This window comes from Methylobacterium sp. TK26 (genome assembly GCF_055361565.1).
The window spans coordinates 3,475,593-3,488,996 of the sequence record NZ_CM143965.1 but is presented as its reverse complement, the minus strand read 5'-3'; the positions used below and the strand labels follow the sequence as shown (position 1 = coordinate 3,488,996).

General features: G+C 73.1%; 16 protein-coding genes and 1 riboswitch. Of the genes, 4 read left to right on the top strand and 12 right to left on the bottom strand.

What is annotated here, in order from left to right:
• Positions 1-12 precede the first annotated feature (12 nt).
• On the bottom strand, positions 13-444 hold the full coding sequence (gene hemJ / locus ACXJ1Y_RS16920) for a protoporphyrinogen oxidase HemJ (protein WP_463847333.1): 432 nt from the start codon (positions 442-444) through the stop codon (positions 13-15).
• Positions 445-448: 4 nt separating this feature from the next.
• A complete protein-coding gene (locus tag ACXJ1Y_RS16915) occupies positions 449-1,573 on the bottom strand; it encodes a uroporphyrinogen decarboxylase (RefSeq protein ID WP_463847332.1) in 1,125 nt (374 codons plus the stop codon).
• A 424-nt stretch (positions 1,574-1,997) separates the two neighbouring features.
• Here ACXJ1Y_RS16915 and ACXJ1Y_RS16910 point away from each other — a divergent pair, with 424 nt between their 5' ends.
• Entirely contained in the window at positions 1,998-2,828 is an 831-nt protein-coding gene (locus ACXJ1Y_RS16910; RefSeq protein WP_463847331.1) for a pyruvate, water dikinase regulatory protein, read from the top strand.
• 54 nt (positions 2,829-2,882) lie between these two features.
• Here the strand turns inward: ACXJ1Y_RS16910 and crcB are convergent, their stop codons facing one another.
• From crcB to ACXJ1Y_RS16865, 9 genes are all read right to left on the bottom strand, one after another.
• Positions 2,883-3,272 carry a fluoride efflux transporter CrcB gene (gene crcB, locus ACXJ1Y_RS16905; RefSeq protein ID WP_463847330.1) on the bottom strand — a complete coding sequence of 130 codons (390 nt, stop codon included), beginning with the start codon at positions 3,270-3,272 and terminating at the stop codon, positions 2,883-2,885.
• 73 nt (positions 3,273-3,345) lie between these two features.
• Positions 3,346-3,421: riboswitch (Fluoride riboswitch) on the bottom strand.
• 41 nt (positions 3,422-3,462) lie between these two features.
• Positions 3,463-3,975 carry a hypothetical protein gene (locus ACXJ1Y_RS16900; protein ID WP_463847329.1) on the bottom strand — a complete coding sequence of 171 codons (513 nt, stop codon included), beginning with the start codon at positions 3,973-3,975 and terminating at the stop codon, positions 3,463-3,465.
• 162 nt (positions 3,976-4,137) lie between these two features.
• Complete coding sequence (locus ACXJ1Y_RS16895; protein ID WP_463847328.1) at positions 4,138-5,427, bottom strand: hypothetical protein; 1,290 nt, start codon at positions 5,425-5,427, stop codon at positions 4,138-4,140.
• Positions 5,421-6,326, bottom strand: a complete 906-nt coding sequence (locus ACXJ1Y_RS16890; RefSeq protein WP_463847327.1) for a tetratricopeptide repeat protein — start codon at positions 6,324-6,326, stop codon at positions 5,421-5,423. Before ACXJ1Y_RS16890 ends, ACXJ1Y_RS16895 begins: the two co-directional genes overlap by 7 nt.
• Positions 6,326-7,252 (bottom strand): vWA domain-containing protein, encoded by a 927-nt coding sequence (locus tag ACXJ1Y_RS16885; RefSeq protein WP_463847326.1) that lies wholly within the window; start codon positions 7,250-7,252, stop codon positions 6,326-6,328. The genes ACXJ1Y_RS16890 and ACXJ1Y_RS16885 overlap by 1 nt, the downstream gene beginning before the upstream one ends.
• A complete protein-coding gene (locus tag ACXJ1Y_RS16880) occupies positions 7,249-8,256 on the bottom strand; it encodes a VWA domain-containing protein (RefSeq protein WP_463850142.1) in 1,008 nt (335 codons plus the stop codon). The genes ACXJ1Y_RS16885 and ACXJ1Y_RS16880 overlap by 4 nt, the downstream gene beginning before the upstream one ends.
• The gene (locus ACXJ1Y_RS16875; RefSeq protein WP_463847325.1) at positions 8,256-8,720 is read right to left on the bottom strand and encodes a DUF4381 family protein; all 465 of its coding nucleotides are present in this window, start codon (positions 8,718-8,720) and stop codon (positions 8,256-8,258) included. Before ACXJ1Y_RS16875 ends, ACXJ1Y_RS16880 begins: the two co-directional genes overlap by 1 nt.
• 18 nt (positions 8,721-8,738) lie before the next feature.
• Entirely contained in the window at positions 8,739-9,593 is an 855-nt protein-coding gene (locus ACXJ1Y_RS16870; protein ID WP_463850141.1) for a DUF58 domain-containing protein, read from the bottom strand.
• Between the two features lie 71 nt (positions 9,594-9,664).
• Positions 9,665-10,669, bottom strand: coding sequence for an AAA family ATPase (locus ACXJ1Y_RS16865; protein ID WP_463847324.1), 1,005 nt, complete (start codon positions 10,667-10,669; stop codon positions 9,665-9,667).
• A gap of 202 nt (positions 10,670-10,871) precedes the next feature.
• On the opposite strand from ACXJ1Y_RS16865, the gene ACXJ1Y_RS16860 reads away from it, so the two are divergent.
• The gene (locus tag ACXJ1Y_RS16860; RefSeq protein ID WP_463847323.1) at positions 10,872-11,594 is read left to right on the top strand and encodes an MgtC/SapB family protein; all 723 of its coding nucleotides are present in this window, start codon (positions 10,872-10,874) and stop codon (positions 11,592-11,594) included.
• A 6-nt stretch (positions 11,595-11,600) separates the two neighbouring features.
• Here the strand turns inward: ACXJ1Y_RS16860 and ACXJ1Y_RS16855 are convergent, their stop codons facing one another.
• Positions 11,601-11,933, bottom strand: a complete 333-nt coding sequence (locus tag ACXJ1Y_RS16855) for a hypothetical protein (RefSeq protein WP_463847322.1) — start codon at positions 11,931-11,933, stop codon at positions 11,601-11,603.
• Between the two features lie 254 nt (positions 11,934-12,187).
• Here ACXJ1Y_RS16855 and ACXJ1Y_RS16850 point away from each other — a divergent pair, with 254 nt between their 5' ends.
• Positions 12,188-13,099, top strand: a complete 912-nt coding sequence (locus ACXJ1Y_RS16850) for a C40 family peptidase (protein ID WP_463847321.1) — start codon at positions 12,188-12,190, stop codon at positions 13,097-13,099.
• A complete protein-coding gene (locus tag ACXJ1Y_RS16845) occupies positions 13,096-13,401 on the top strand; it encodes a hypothetical protein (RefSeq protein WP_463847320.1) in 306 nt (101 codons plus the stop codon). Before ACXJ1Y_RS16850 ends, ACXJ1Y_RS16845 begins: the two co-directional genes overlap by 4 nt.
• Positions 13,402-13,404 lie beyond the last annotated feature (3 nt).

Here is a 13,404-nt window from a genome sequence, read left to right as displayed (position 1 = left end):
GGAGGCTCCCTGTCAGAAGCCCGGCTTCACCGTCGCCAGCACCACGATGACGATCATCAGCAGCGTCGGCACCTCGTTGATCACCCGGTAGAACTTGTGGCCCCGGGTGTTCCGGTCGGCGGCGAAGTCCTTGACCATCCGGGCGAGCCACCCGTGGATGCCCGACATCGCCACCACCAGCGCGAACTTCGCCTGCAGCCAGGGGGCGGCGTAGTAGCCGCTCATCCAGGCGAGGATCAGGCCGAACACCCAGGTCGCGATCATGGCGGGCGTCATGATCGCCTTGAGCAGGCGCCGCTCCATGATCTTGAAGGTCGCCGATTGCGCCTCCGAGCCCAACGGCAGGCTCGCATGGTAGACGAACAGCCGGGGCAGGTAGAGCATCGCCGCCATCCAGGCGATGAGGCTCACGATGTGCCCGGCCTTGATCCAGTCGTAGAGCACGCCCCTAGCCCCTCAGCCGGGCGAGCATCCGCTCGACATGGGCCACCGGCGTCTGCGGCGTGATCCCGTGGCCGAGGTTGAAGACGTGGGGCGATCCCTGCACGGCCTCGCGGATGCCGTCCACGGCCGCGTCCAGGGCCGCGCCACCCGCGATCAGCGTTTCGGGGTGTAGGTTCCCCTGCGTGACCGTCGAGGCCGGTACGCGGCCCCGCAGGGCCTTCAGATCCACGCCCCAATCGACACCCACCGCGTCGGCGCCGGTCTCGGGCACCACGCGGGCATGGCCGTCGAGGCCGGATCCCCGGGCGAAGACGATGATCTTGGCACCCGGCACCCGGGCGCGGACACCCGCGATCATCCGGGCGATCGGTCGGAGCGACCAGCGGGTGAGGGCGTCCGGCGGCGCCCCGCCCGGCAGGGCGCTCTCGGTGACGTCGCCCACCGGCTCGACCACGTCGGCGGAGGCGGGGACCGCCTTGGGCAGGGTGCCGGCATGGGATTCGAAAATCTGCACGGCGTCCGCCCCCGCCTCGAGCTGGCGCACGAGGTAGTCGGTCTGCACCGTGACGAGGCGGTCGATCAGTTCGTCCACCAGCGCCGTGTCGCCCTCGGCGAGCGCCCGGGCGGGGGCGAGGTCCGGGGTGCCCCGGCCGCCGATCATGTAGCTCGCCACGGTCCACGGCGCGCCGCAGAAGCCGAGCAGCGTCGTCTCCGGCGGCAGTTCGGCCCGCAGCCGCGTCACCGTCTCGAAGACGGGGGCGAGGTGGGTCATCACCGAACCGTCGCCCGCCTCGCGCAGGCGCTCGAAGGCGGCGCGGTCGCCCAGGGGATCGAGGCGCGGGCCCTCGCCCTCCACGAAGCGCACGTCCTGCCCGAGGGCATGGGGCACGACGAGGATGTCCGAGAACAGGATCGCCGCGTCGAAGCCGAAGCGGCGGATCGGCTGGAGCGTCACCTCCACGGCGAAGTCGGGCGTGTAGCACAGGTCGAGGAAGGAGCCCGCCGTCGCCCGGGTGGCCCGGTACTCCGGCAGATAGCGCCCGGCCTGGCGCATCATCCAGGCCGGAGGCGGCCAGACCGCCTCGCCCGAGAGCACCTTCAGCATCGTCCTGTCCGGTTGACCCGTCATGCGCTCCCGCCTTCTCGCAAACCGGTCCGGTCGCGACGATCCCCAGGGGACCTCTCATAAAGATAGAGAGAGATTCTTAGACTCTGTTTTTTCTCTTGGAGGCTGATGAGCGGGAGCGCAACCGTATCCACACCCGATCCCCGGTTCGGCGCCGTTAACGGAGCTTTAAAGGATTTGCGCGAAGATGATGGAAGAGGGTTCCCGCTCAAGGCTTTGCGCCGGGTGGTGAGCCGGTCCGGACCCTGCGTGTCCGGCTTTTCCCGAACCGGGCGCGGATTCCGCCCCGATTTGACGGCCTGTGTATGCAGGAGTCGATAGCCGGACGGGGTTCTGCTCTGGACCGGCCGACCGGGCCTGCCTATCCACACTTATCGACTCCCCGGCGGTCGCCGTTGGATAACCGAACCGGCCGGAGACGCCGCGTATGGGCCGCAGCTACTTCCACCTTCATCTCGTGTCGGATTCCACCGGCGAGACGCTCATCAATGTCGGGCGCGCGGCGGCGGCGCAGTACGAGGGCGTCTCGGCCATCGAGCACGTCTATCCCCTCGTCCGCTCCGCCTCGCAGCTGGAGCGGGTGATCTCGGAAATCCGCGCCGCGCCCGGCCTCGTGCTCTACACCCTGGTGGGGGGCGACCTCGGCCAGCGGCTGGAGATGGCGGCGCGGGAGTCGGGTTCGCCCTGCCTGTCGGTGCTGCAGCCGGTCCACGACCTGCTGCAATCCTACCTCGGCACGCAGAAGGCGGCGCGCCCCGGCGCCCAGCACATGCTGAACGCCGAGTACTTCAAGCGCATCGACGCGATGAACTTCACCCTCGCCCACGACGACGGCAACCTGCCGGAGGATCTGGAGGAGGCGGACGTCATCCTGCTCGGCGTCAGCCGCACCTCGAAGACGCCGACCTCGATCTATCTGGCCAACCGGGGCCTCAAGACCACGAACCTCCCCCTCGTGCCGGGCATGCCGATGCCGCCGGCCATCGTGGCGGCGCGCAAGCCCCTGATCGTCGGGCTATTCGCCTCGCCGGAGCGGATCATCCAGATCCGCCAGAACCGGCTGTCGAGCCTGAACGCCGACGAGAGTTCGATGTATGTCGACCGGGAGGCGGTGTCCGACGAGATCACCGCCTCGCGGCGGCTGTTCATCAAGAACCGCTGGCCGACCATCGACGTGACGCGCCGGTCGATCGAGGAGACGGCCGCCGCCATCCTCGACCTACACCGCGATCACCGGATGAAGTTCATCGCGGAGTGAGCCAGGGGCCTTGCCCCTGGACCCCACCAAAGGGCTCGCCCTTTGGGATCCCCGTCAGGCCGCGCTCAGGACGCCGCGCACCAGGGCCATGCCGGCGATCAGCCCCAGAAGACCGGCGGCGACGGAGGCGACCACGTAGCCGGCCGCCGCCGCCGTCTCGCCGCGCTCGTAGAGGCTGATCGCGTCGAGGGAGAAGGTCGAGAAGGTGGTGAAGCCGCCGAGCACCCCCGTCGTCAGGAACAGCCGGGCCGGGTGGCCCGCCGCCCCGCGCAGGGCGAAGCCCTCGGCCAGCACGCCCATCAGGAACGAGCCCAGCACGTTGATGAGGAGCGTCGCCAGGGGAAAGCCCAGGCCCGGCAGCGTCCGCGCCACCGCCACGTTGAGCCCATGCCGAAACCCGCCGCCGATCCCGGCGCCGAGGAAAACGATGAGGGTGTTGATCATGCCTGTCCCGTCCCGGTTGGACGGGCGGCCCGGCCGCGATGCGGGCACGCCCCCACCGCAGGCGGAAGCCGCCCTTGCGGTAGGAGCCATCAGCCCTGGCCGGTCATCCGGCAAGGCGGTTGTCGGGGAGCTCCATCCCCATCCCGCCGAGAGTTAACGCAGGGACGGGACGAGGGAAAGGGCCTGAACCCTACGCCGCGACGGCGAAGTGGCTGCGCTGCTCGATCTGCGCGACGTAGAAATCCTCGATCACGTCCCGGACCACCTCCGCGAGGTCGGCGCCGCGATGCTCGTCGAGATGGATGTCGCTGCCGATCACCCGGCCGATATGTGCGCTGGCGCTCGAACCCGGCACGAGGCGCTCGTTGTAGCGCTGGTGCAGGCCGGAGATAGAAAGATAGTTCTTGCCGCCGAGTTCGGGCCCGTACTTGATCTTGATCTTCTGCTCGCTGTCGACCCCGCGCAGCTTGGCGCAGAGGGTGACGAAATTGTCGGTGTCGATCAGCAACTCCGTCCCGGTGATGCAGCCATGGGCGTTGTGCTCCTCGTTCAGCACCTCGGCCATCAGGTTCAGCACCTCGATCACCGGCTGAAGGGCGCGGGTGCCGTCATCCAGCAGCTTCTGCCGGAAGCCGTTGCTGCGGGCATCGGCGGCGGCGAGGCGGGTGCGGAAACGGTCCTTGACTTCGGTGGTATGCGGCATCGGTCTAGTCCTCCGGGCGACAGCGAAAACGCGGACTTTTCGTCCGTTGGTGTTCGGTCTACGGAGCGAATGCAGTTGACGCAAGATAGTGCAAAACATTGATGCTTGCTCAGGACTTGAGCTTTTGCTCAAAGCCGCGGCCTGCCTGAAAAACAGGCAACATCATGCAGGTCCGTCGAGGGGCTTCAGCACGGGGGCGGAGCCGAAGGCCCGGCCGGGCTCGCTCTTCGTCAGGGCGCGGGCCAGGGCGACGAGGTCCGGCGTCGCGCCCCCGGTCGGGCCGTAGACGGCGCGGTCGAGGGCGGCGAGAGCCTCGCGGGTCTCGGGCCGTTCCCGCCAGCGGCGGGCGAGGGCGGGCATCGCGGCCTCGCCCGCCGCCACGGCGGCGCGGACGGCGTTGGCATCGCCGGATCGGGCGGCCCGGCGCAGGTCGCGGGCGAGGGTCGGAGGCAGGCGCAGCGTCCCCCGTTCCCGGCGGAAGCCGAGGAGGGCGAGGCCGAGGCCGAAGGCCAGCACGCCCGCCGCCACGGCGATCAGCGCGGAGGCGGCGGCGCCCTTGGCCCCGTCGGTCTCCCGGTCGGGCAGGCCGCCGCCGATCTGGCGGGCGGGGATCTCGGCCTCGCGCATGGTGCGCGAAACCGTGTCGAACCACGGGATGGCGATGGCGTCGAGGGGGATCACCTCCGGCACGCCGGGCTTCACGTCCCAGACATAGGTGGCGCGGGCGACGGGGCCGGCGGGGGTGACGATGGTCTCGCGGGCGACCGGCCCGGCGAAGGTGATGATGCCGCGCGTGCGCATGACCGGCCGGGGCGGCAGGCCCTCGGCGAGCATCCCCTGCGCCTCCAGCACCACCGTCCGCCGGACGGTCTCGTAGATCTTCACCGTCTCCGGGTCGCGGCTCCACGAATCGGTGATGCTCACGTCGCGGGCGGGGAGCCACCAGGGCTCCTTCGCGTCGGGGCCGCCGGTCGGGGCGGTCCAGGCGGCGACGGTGAAGGGGATCGGCTGCGAGCGCACGTCCACCACCTTGCGCTCGCCGACATCGTTGATGGTCAGCCGGTGGACGAAGGGTTCGAGGGTGAACTCGCCCGCATGGTGCGGGAAGATCGCCACCGTCCGGTCGAAGGCGATGGCGGTCTGGCCGTCGGGGAGGCGGGTCTTGCTCCAATGGTCGCGGCCGAGCTGCGTCCAGGTGAAGTTGGCGAGCGGCGGCTGGATCACCTCCTCCAGCAGGATCGGCTGCCGGTAGACCCCGTGGATCTTCAGGAGCACCATCTCGCGGGTGTAGGGGGCCGCGCCGCCGTTCAGTTCGGGGGTGACGGTGAGGGTGAGGTCGCCGGGCTCCACCTCGGCGAGGGCGGGCAGCGACATTCCGGCCAGCAGCAACCCGGCGAGAAGCCCGATCTTCCCTCGCCGCAATCCGCGACCCCAGTGCCAAGAAATCACCATGGGTTGCTCCCGGCGGGCATGGCGGTGCCGGCCTCGACGCGGCGGGCCTGCTCGGCCTTGAGGCGGAGCTTGAGGTAGCGGCCGGGATCGTCGGGCAGGGTCTGGAGCCACAGGCGGTCGGGGCGGATCTCGTGCGCCTCGAAGCTCTTCGTCACCCGGCGGGCCTCGCGCTCGGGGGCCTCGGCGACCATGGCGGGGCCGGTGCCGGAGCGGCCGCGCCCGGCGGCGTCGCCCACCGAGCCGCGCGCCTTGCCGCCGGCCGAGTCGATGGCGGCCTGTTCGGAGCGCCCCCGCCGGGCGACGGCGCTGTTGCCGGGCAGCGAGGCGCTGCTGCTCGCTTCGCGGTTGCCGGCGAGGCCCTCGCCGCTGGACGAGGCGTTGACGTCGTCGTTCGGGTCCTGGTGGGCGGACTTGTTGTAGCGGGCGCCGTACTGCGCCGTGCCGTTGGCGATGCCGCCGCCGGGGCCGCGGTCGATCGCCTCTTCCAGCATCCGGGCGATCAGCGATCGGTTGGCCTGGGCGTCCGCGTCGCGGGGGTTGAAGCGCAGGGCCTCGTCGTAGGCGGCGATGGCGCCCTGCAGGTCGCCGGAGCGGGCGAGCGCGTTGCCGAGGTTGTAGCTCGCCCGGCGCCCGCCGTTGCGGAACAGGGCGATGGCCTCGTCCAGCCGGCCCGCCTCGTAGAGGGCGGCGGCCCGCCATGCGGGGTCCTCGAACACCCGCGCGGCGAGGCCGGGCAGGTGGACGCTCATCAGCAGGCGCCCGAAGCCGGTGCGCGGCTGCGACAGGGCGACGAGGGTCACGATCCCCAGGCCGACGAGGACGAGCCCGCCGATCCGCGCACTCCGCCGCCACGCCTGCGGCAGGCCGAGGGTCCGGGGTGACACGAGGGCGACCGGCATCAGGCGCTCCGTCGGAACAGCAGGAGGGCGGGCAGGGCCGCCAGGGCGAGCAGCCAACGCCCGAGGTCGGCGAAGGCGACGACGCCGTAGCCGCCGGCCGCGAGATGCTGGGCGGTGGGCGCTGCCACCGCGTCGAGCACCGGGGTCGCGGCACGGATCTCGGCGCTGGTGCCGCCGCCCGCCGCCGCGAGGCGCTGGAGCGGGCCGGGATCCGGGTTCGGCACGCCCGGCGGCAGGGTTTTGGTGGCGGGGACGAACAGGGTGTCGAGGCGCCAGCCCCGGGCGCGGATCGCCCCGGCCTCGCGCAGGGCGGCCTCGCCGATGCCGTCGCCGTCGCTGATCAGCACCACGTCGGCGGCGATCACGCTGGCCTCGGCGAGCGTCCGGCTGGCGAGGGCGAGGCCGCGCTCCGGGTGGCTGCCCCGGTCGGGCACCGTGTCGGCGTCGAGGGAGAAGAGCGTGGTGCCGAGGCTGTCCCGGTCGGTGGTGGGGGAGGCGGCGAGGTAGGCGTCGCCGGCATAGACCACCAGGGCGACGGGGCGCGTGCCGGCGGCCTGCGCGACGGAGGCGGCGGCCTCGCGCACGCCCTGCAGGTTGCCGCCCTCGGCGACCGAGCGGGAGAGGTCGACGACGAGGATCGTCTCGTCGAGGTTGCGGAACGTGCCGGTGTCCCGGCGCTCCACCGCCGGGCCGGCGAGGCCGAGGACGAGGCCCGCCGCGCAGAGCCCCGCCGCGAGGTTGGCGCCGCGCTTGCCGCCGAGCACCGATCCGGTGCGCGAGAGGTAGGCCATCAGGGCGGGGTCGACCTCCCGGCCCCAATCGCCGAGCGGCGCCGCCCGGCGCACGGCGTAGAGGGCCAGGGCGACGACGACGGGGAGCGCCGCGAGCCACCAGGGCCGCAGGAGGGTGAGGCCGGCGAGCGTCATGCGCTCCTCCGCACGGCGAGCAACCCCACGGCGAAGGCCAGCGCCAGGGCGCCCGGCCACACCCACAGGTCCTTGCGCAGGGGCAGCGGCGGGGGCGGGGTGCGCCCGCCCTCCAGGGTGTCGATGGCCTGCGCCACGGCGACGAGGTCGTCCGTGGTCTTCACCCGGAAGAAGCGCCCGCCGCTCGTCTCGGCCATGGTCTTCAGGGTCTCGCTGTCGACCACGTCTTGCTCGCCGTTGGCGTCGGCGAGATCGCGGGGGCCGAGCGCGATCGTGTAGACGCGCACGCCGATCTCCTTGGCAAGGTCGGCCACGTCCTTCGGCGCGGTCTGGCCGGCGTTGTTGGCGCCGTCCGAGAGCAGCACCACGGCCTTGGTCGCGGCCGGGCGCCCCTCCGGGATGTTCGCGTCGCGGGGGTCGAGGCGGCGCAGCGCCAAGCCGAGCCCGTCGCCGATGCCGGTGGAGCGGCCGGAAATGCCGATCGCCGCCTCCTCCAGGGCGCGGGCGACGGAGGCGGTGTCGAAGGTCAGCGCGGCGGCGACGTAGGCCTGATCCGCGAACAGGACGAGGCCGATCCGGTCCCCCGCCCGGCGGCGGATGAAGTCGGCGCCGACGCGCTTCACCGCCGCCAGCCGGCTCACGGTCTCGCCGTCGAGGGAGAAGTCGCGCCGCTCCATGGAGCCCGACAGGTCCATGGCGATCATGATCTCGCGCCCCGAGGCGGGCAGCGCGGCCGAGGGCATCACCACCCGCGGCCCGCTGAGGGCGGCGACGAGGCAGATCCACAGGCCCCAGACCAGGGCGGCCCGGCGGCGGCCGCGCCCCGCGCCCTCGTGGCCGGTGCCCGTGCTCGTGGCCAGCGTGCCGGGCACGCGCAGGGCGCCGCCCTCGACCCGCTCGCGGGGCAGGAGCCGCGCGGCGAGGAGCGGCAGCGGCAGGGCGAGGAGCAGCCAGGGGGCCGCGAGGTCGAAGCCCGAGACGAAGGCGGCGAGCCAGCCGGGCATCATGCCTTGAGCCTTCCGATCAGCCGGGTCAGCTCCGCGTCGAGGAGCGCGGGGTCGGGCACTTCGCGCCGGTAGAGCCCGTCCACCAGCACGCGCCCGGCGCCGGCGGTGAAGAAGTCGGTGCGCAAGCGCCCGTCGAGGCGCGCGGCCCACGCGGCGCCGTGGGCGGAGGCGGCCTCGTCGCCGTCGAGGGTGCGCACGAGGCGGCGCAGGAGCCGCGCCTGGGCGAGGATCCTTTCCGGCGGGGCGAGGGTACGGCTTCCGGCGAGGTCGGCAAGCGCCGCCCGGCGGACGCTGGCCCGGACCCGGCTCACGAGGATGCGCAGCAGCCCGACGAGGAGGGCGGCGCCGAAGCCGAGGACCAGCGCCAGCAGGATCTCCCCGGGCACGGGGCCGCTCGCGCCGCCCGGCAGGTGCAGGCCGCGCAACTGGTCGAGGGTCGCAGGGGCGTCGGCGGGGGTCACGGGCGGCCCCGCGCGGTTTCAGAGCACGGCATCGAGCCGCTCCATCAGCGGCGCGTAGGCCTCCGGCCCCGCCTCCACGTCGAGGCGCAGGCCCGCGATGCCGCGCGCGGCGTATTCCGCGAGGCGGGCGTCGAGCATCCTCTCCCCGGTGCCGTCGGCCCGGAGCGAACCCCGCCGCCCGTCCGAGAGGGCGAAGGGGAAGAAGCCCGGCCGCCGAGCGCGCTCGAAGGCGTCGCTCACCAGGAGGAGGCGCACCGAGACCCGCTCGGAGACGAGGCCGAGCAGGCGCTCGAAATCGGGGCCGGGGGCGTCGAGGGCGCTGGCGATGACGAGATGCCCGCCCGACGGCAGGAGGCTCGCGGCGATGCCGAGCAGGGGTTCGAGGGGCGGGTCCTCCGCCCGCGCCGCTGCGAGCGCCTGGGCGTGGGCCACCGCGAGGGCGCCGGTCACGGAGGCCATGGCGCGCTCGCCCCCGGCCGGGCGCAGCACGGTGGGCTCCCCGGCCCCGCTCGCCACGGCGAGGCCGACGCGCCCGCCATCGGCGACGATCCGCCAGCCGAGGAGGGCCAGCGCCTCGGCCGCCGCGACGGAGCGGAGCGTCCGCTTTGTGCCGAACAGCATGGAGGGCCGGAAATCCGCGAGCAGGATCACCGCCCGGTCGCGCTCGTCGTGATGGGTGCGGACGTGCAACTGCCCGGTGCGGGCGGTGGCGTTGCGGTCGATGTGGCGGCGGTCGTCGCCCTCGGCCCAGAGGCGCACGTCCTCCGGCTCGGAGCCCCGGCCCCGCCGCCTGGTGACGATGCCCCCCGGCAGGCCGGCGAGCGTGCGGGTCACGGGCGCCGCGCCCCGCCGGGCGAGGTGGCGCAGCCCCATCAGCGCCTCGCCCGAGAGGTGGATCACGGGATCCTGGGCAGGATCTTGGGACGGTGCCGCCGTGCCTCGGCTCAAAGGGCCTTCACCCGCCGTACGAGGTCGTCGATCAGCCCCCGGGCGGTCTTGCCCTCGGCGGAGGCCCGCCAGGTCAGGCCGATCCGGTGGGACAGGGCGTCCCGCGCCAGCTCGGTGATGTCCTCGGGGATCACGTGGTCGCGCCCGCGCAGCCACGCCCGCGCCTTGCCAGCCATCATCAGGGCGAGGGTCCCGCGCGGCGAGGCCGGGTGCTCGATGGCGCCGCGCAGGTCCGGCGCGGCCTCGTCGGTGCGGGTCGCCGCCACGAGGCGCACGAGATAGTCCTTGAGCGCCGGGGAGACGTAGGTGGCCAGCGCCGCCTCGCGGGCCGCGCGCACGTCCGCCATCGACAGGCGGATCGGCATCGGCGCGATGCGGTGGGTGATCTCGCCCTCCACGAGGTCGAGGATCGCCCGCTCGGAGGCCGCGTCGGGCATGTCCACCACGACGTGCAGCAGGAAGCGGTCGAGCTGCGCCTCGGGCAGGGGGAAGGTGCCCGCGTGCTCGATCGGGTTCTGGGTGGCCACCACCATGAACGGGTCGTGCAGGCGGTGGGTCTCGCCGGAGACCGTCACCTGCCCCTCGGCCATGGATTCGAGGAGCGCCGACTGCACCTTGGGGGGCGCGCGGTTCACCTCGTCCACCAGCACCAGGGCGTGGAAGAGCGGGCCGGGCAGGAATTCGAAATGCCCGCTGTCCTGCCGCCACACGGTGGTGCCGGTAAGGTCGGCGGGCATCAGGTCCGGGGTGCACTGGATGCGGGCGAAGGAGCCGTCGAGCCCCTCCGCGAGGCGCTTCACCGCGCGGGTCTTGGCGAGGCCGGGGGCGCCCTCGATCAGCAGGTGGCCCCCGGTGAGGAGGCCGATGAGCAGCCGCTCCACGAGGCCGGAGGCGCCGATCAGGCCGGTCTCCAGCCCGTCGCGCAGGGCGAGCACCCGCCCGTGCAGGCCGGAAGGATCGGTTCCCGGCGAGGGACGGTCGGCGAGGGCCGCGCCGCTCATGAGTGGATTGGTCCCGACAGGTCGGCGCAATCCGGCATCCTGCACGTCTCCTCGCGGCCGGGTCCCGTGTCGCGCACGGGCTCTCTCGCAGCCGTCTCGGGTGTGCCCGCCGGGCGTGTGCCCGTCAATCCTGCGTGGGCCGGGCCGTTTGCGGGCATCGTGTCACGGTTTCTTCACAGGCGGGGAGGATGAGCGGGCCGCCATGCATGCCGCCTTCGCCTACGCCGACCTCCCCGAGCCGGTGAAATCCGCCCTCGGCCTCTTCGTGGCCTTCTGCCTCGGCACCTTCATCGGCGCCGAGCGACAGTATCGCCAGCGCACGGCGGGCCTGCGCACGGCGGTGCTCGTCGCGGTGGGCGCCTCGGCCTTCGTCGATCTCGGCATGCGCCTCACCGGCGGCGAGGGCGGCACCCGCACCGTGGCCTACGTGATCTCCGGCATCGGCTTCCTCGGCGCCGGCGTGATCATGAAGGAGGGGATGAACGTGCGCGGCCTCAACACGGCCGCGACGCTCTGGTGCTCGGCGGCGGTGGGCGCCTTCGCCGGGGCGGACATGCCCCTGGAGGCGACCTTCGTCACGGTGACGGTGCTCGCCTGCAACACGGCGCTCCGCCCCCTCGTGAAGCTCATCGACCGCCTGCCGATCCGCGAGTCGGAGACGGAGGCCACCTACGAGGTCCAGGTGACGACGGCGCCGGGCGCCTCCGGGCCGGCGCAGGACCTGCTGATCGAGCGGCTGGAGGCGGCGAACTACCCCGTCAGCGCCATCGAGATCGAGGAGCGCGGCGAGGACGCGGTCGATGTCATCGCCACCCTGACGGCCAGCGCCGTCGACGCCTCGGAGCTCGACGCGGTCACGGCCGAACTCGAGAAGGCCCCCGGCATCCGCCACGCCACCTGGACCGGCCAGACGACGGGCGACTGAACCGGATCAGCGGGGCGGCGTCAGCGGGCGGATGCGGCGCTCGACCACCACCGTCGGCCGGACGCGGCGCTCGACGATGACCGTGCGGGGCGCGCGGCTCGGGCTCGCGTGGCTGAGGATGCGCTCGGGCACCCGCTCCGGCTTGGCGCGCTTGGCGGCCAGCACATGCGGCCGGACCTCGTCGGCGGGAAGGCCGATCAGCCCGGCGGCGATCTCCACCTGCTGCTCGACATCGTCGGCCAGGTCCTGGGCGGCGGTCACCGCCTCGACGATCGTCGGCGGCTCGCGGCGCACCCGGATCGGCGGAAGGTCGGCGAAGCTCTTCTGTGTCTTCTTCACGGGACGACTCGCGGTCTTCATGCCTCAAGCATAGCGCGCCCGAAGCTGGTTGTGCAGTGCATCAAACGATGGTGATCGCATGGGTCGCCCGCGCTGGGATCGGCCCATGGCATCGACGGATGGCTTCTTTCGAGGCATCCCGGCGCGACGGCATGCCGCATGGATGGCGGGCCGTGCCCGCCGGGCTCGCGCCCGCCGGCCCGGCGGGCGACGCCCGCGTTTCGCATTAACCCGGCAGGGCCTATCCTGCGCCCATGACCATGCCGTTCGATCCGCGTCTCACGCCCGCCCGGCCGCATCTGGCGGATGCCGCCCTGCGCGGGCAGGTCGAGGCCGCGCGCTTCGTCGCGGGGCAGGCGCGGCGGGTCGTCGTCCCCTCCGCGCCCCTGCGGCGGACGCCCTCGGACGCCTCCGGCACCGAGACCGAGGCCGTGCTGGGCGATGCCGTCACCTTCTACGCGGAGGAGGACGGGCATGCCTTCGTCCAGCTGACGCGCGACGGCTATGTCGGCTACCTGCCGCTGGGCAGCCTCGGCCCGGCCGACCCGGAGCCCACCCATGTGGTCACGGCTGTGCGCAGCTTCCTCTACCCGGCTCCGGACCTGAAGCGGCCGCCGCTCGGCCATCTCGGCCTCGGCGCCCGCCTCACCGCGACCGGGCGGGAGGGCGACTATCTCGCGACGCCGGGCGGCTTCGTCTTCGCCGCCCATTGCCGGGAGGCGGGTTTCACCGCCCCGGATTTCGTCGGCACCGCCGAGCGGCTCGTCGGCACGCCCTATCTCTGGGGCGGGCGCACGAGCCTCGGGCTCGACTGCTCCGGGCTGGTGCAGCTCTGCCTGCACCTCGCGGGCCGCGACTGCCCCCGCGACGCCGACATGCAGGAGCGCGGCCTCGGCACCGCCCTGCCCGACGATCCCGACGGGCTGCGACGGGGGGATCTGGTGTTCTGGCGCGGCCATGTCGGGATGATGCGCGACGCCACCTCCCTCCTCCACGCCAACGGCCACCACATGGCGGTGGCGGTGGAGCCCCTGGCGGAGGCGCGGGCGCGCATCCTGGCCAACAGCTACGGCCCCGTGACATCCCTCCGCCGGCTCGCGGCAGGAACCGCCGCCCCGGCGGCCCCGTTCAATCGTCAAGTTCGCAAACCCGGAGACCCGGAATGACTGGCACTCGACTCGGCCTCGCCCTCGGCGGCGCCCTCCTCGCCCTCCTCCCCGGCGCGGCCCTCGCGCGCGGCGGCGGTGGCGGCGGCGATGCGGGCAGCGGCCTCTCGCCCTACGCGGCGCTCAGCGGCAACGACCGCTCGGCCGGCGTCAACAACGGCAATTACCGCGATCCGGGCTACGATTCCTACCTGCAGACCTACGCGCCGGATGAGGCCTCCCGCTACGCGGTGCCCCCCGGCCCGCAGCCCGAGCCGGCCGGCCGCCTGCGGATGCGGTCGTATTACGGCTACCCGTACTGAGAT

Bases quoted from the DNA above. Each gene is read 5' to 3' on its own strand.
- crcB (WP_463847330.1), bottom strand. From the start codon at position 3,272: ATGATCAACACCCTCATCGTTTTCCTCGGCGCCGGGATCGGCGGCGGG.
- ACXJ1Y_RS16910 (WP_463847331.1), top strand. From the start codon at position 1,998: ATGGGCCGCAGCTACTTCCACCTTCATCTCGTGTCGGATTCCACCGGC.
- ACXJ1Y_RS16900 (WP_463847329.1), bottom strand. From the start codon at position 3,975: ATGCCGCATACCACCGAAGTCAAGGACCGTTTCCGCACCCGCCTCGCC.
- ACXJ1Y_RS16880 (WP_463850142.1), bottom strand. From the start codon at position 8,256: ATGCCCGGCTGGCTCGCCGCCTTCGTCTCGGGCTTCGACCTCGCGGCC.
- ACXJ1Y_RS16870 (WP_463850141.1), bottom strand. From the start codon at position 9,593: ATGGGGCTGCGCCACCTCGCCCGGCGGGGCGCGGCGCCCGTGACCCGC.
- ACXJ1Y_RS16915 (WP_463847332.1), bottom strand. From the start codon at position 1,573: ATGACGGGTCAACCGGACAGGACGATGCTGAAGGTGCTCTCGGGCGAG.
- ACXJ1Y_RS16865 (WP_463847324.1), bottom strand. From the start codon at position 10,669: ATGAGCGGCGCGGCCCTCGCCGACCGTCCCTCGCCGGGAACCGATCCT.
- ACXJ1Y_RS16850 (WP_463847321.1), top strand. From the start codon at position 12,188: ATGACCATGCCGTTCGATCCGCGTCTCACGCCCGCCCGGCCGCATCTG.
- ACXJ1Y_RS16845 (WP_463847320.1), top strand. From the start codon at position 13,096: ATGACTGGCACTCGACTCGGCCTCGCCCTCGGCGGCGCCCTCCTCGCC.
- ACXJ1Y_RS16895 (WP_463847328.1), bottom strand. From the start codon at position 5,427: ATGGTGATTTCTTGGCACTGGGGTCGCGGATTGCGGCGAGGGAAGATC.
- ACXJ1Y_RS16860 (WP_463847323.1), top strand. From the start codon at position 10,872: ATGCATGCCGCCTTCGCCTACGCCGACCTCCCCGAGCCGGTGAAATCC.
- ACXJ1Y_RS16890 (WP_463847327.1), bottom strand. From the start codon at position 6,326: ATGCCGGTCGCCCTCGTGTCACCCCGGACCCTCGGCCTGCCGCAGGCG.
- ACXJ1Y_RS16885 (WP_463847326.1), bottom strand. From the start codon at position 7,252: ATGACGCTCGCCGGCCTCACCCTCCTGCGGCCCTGGTGGCTCGCGGCG.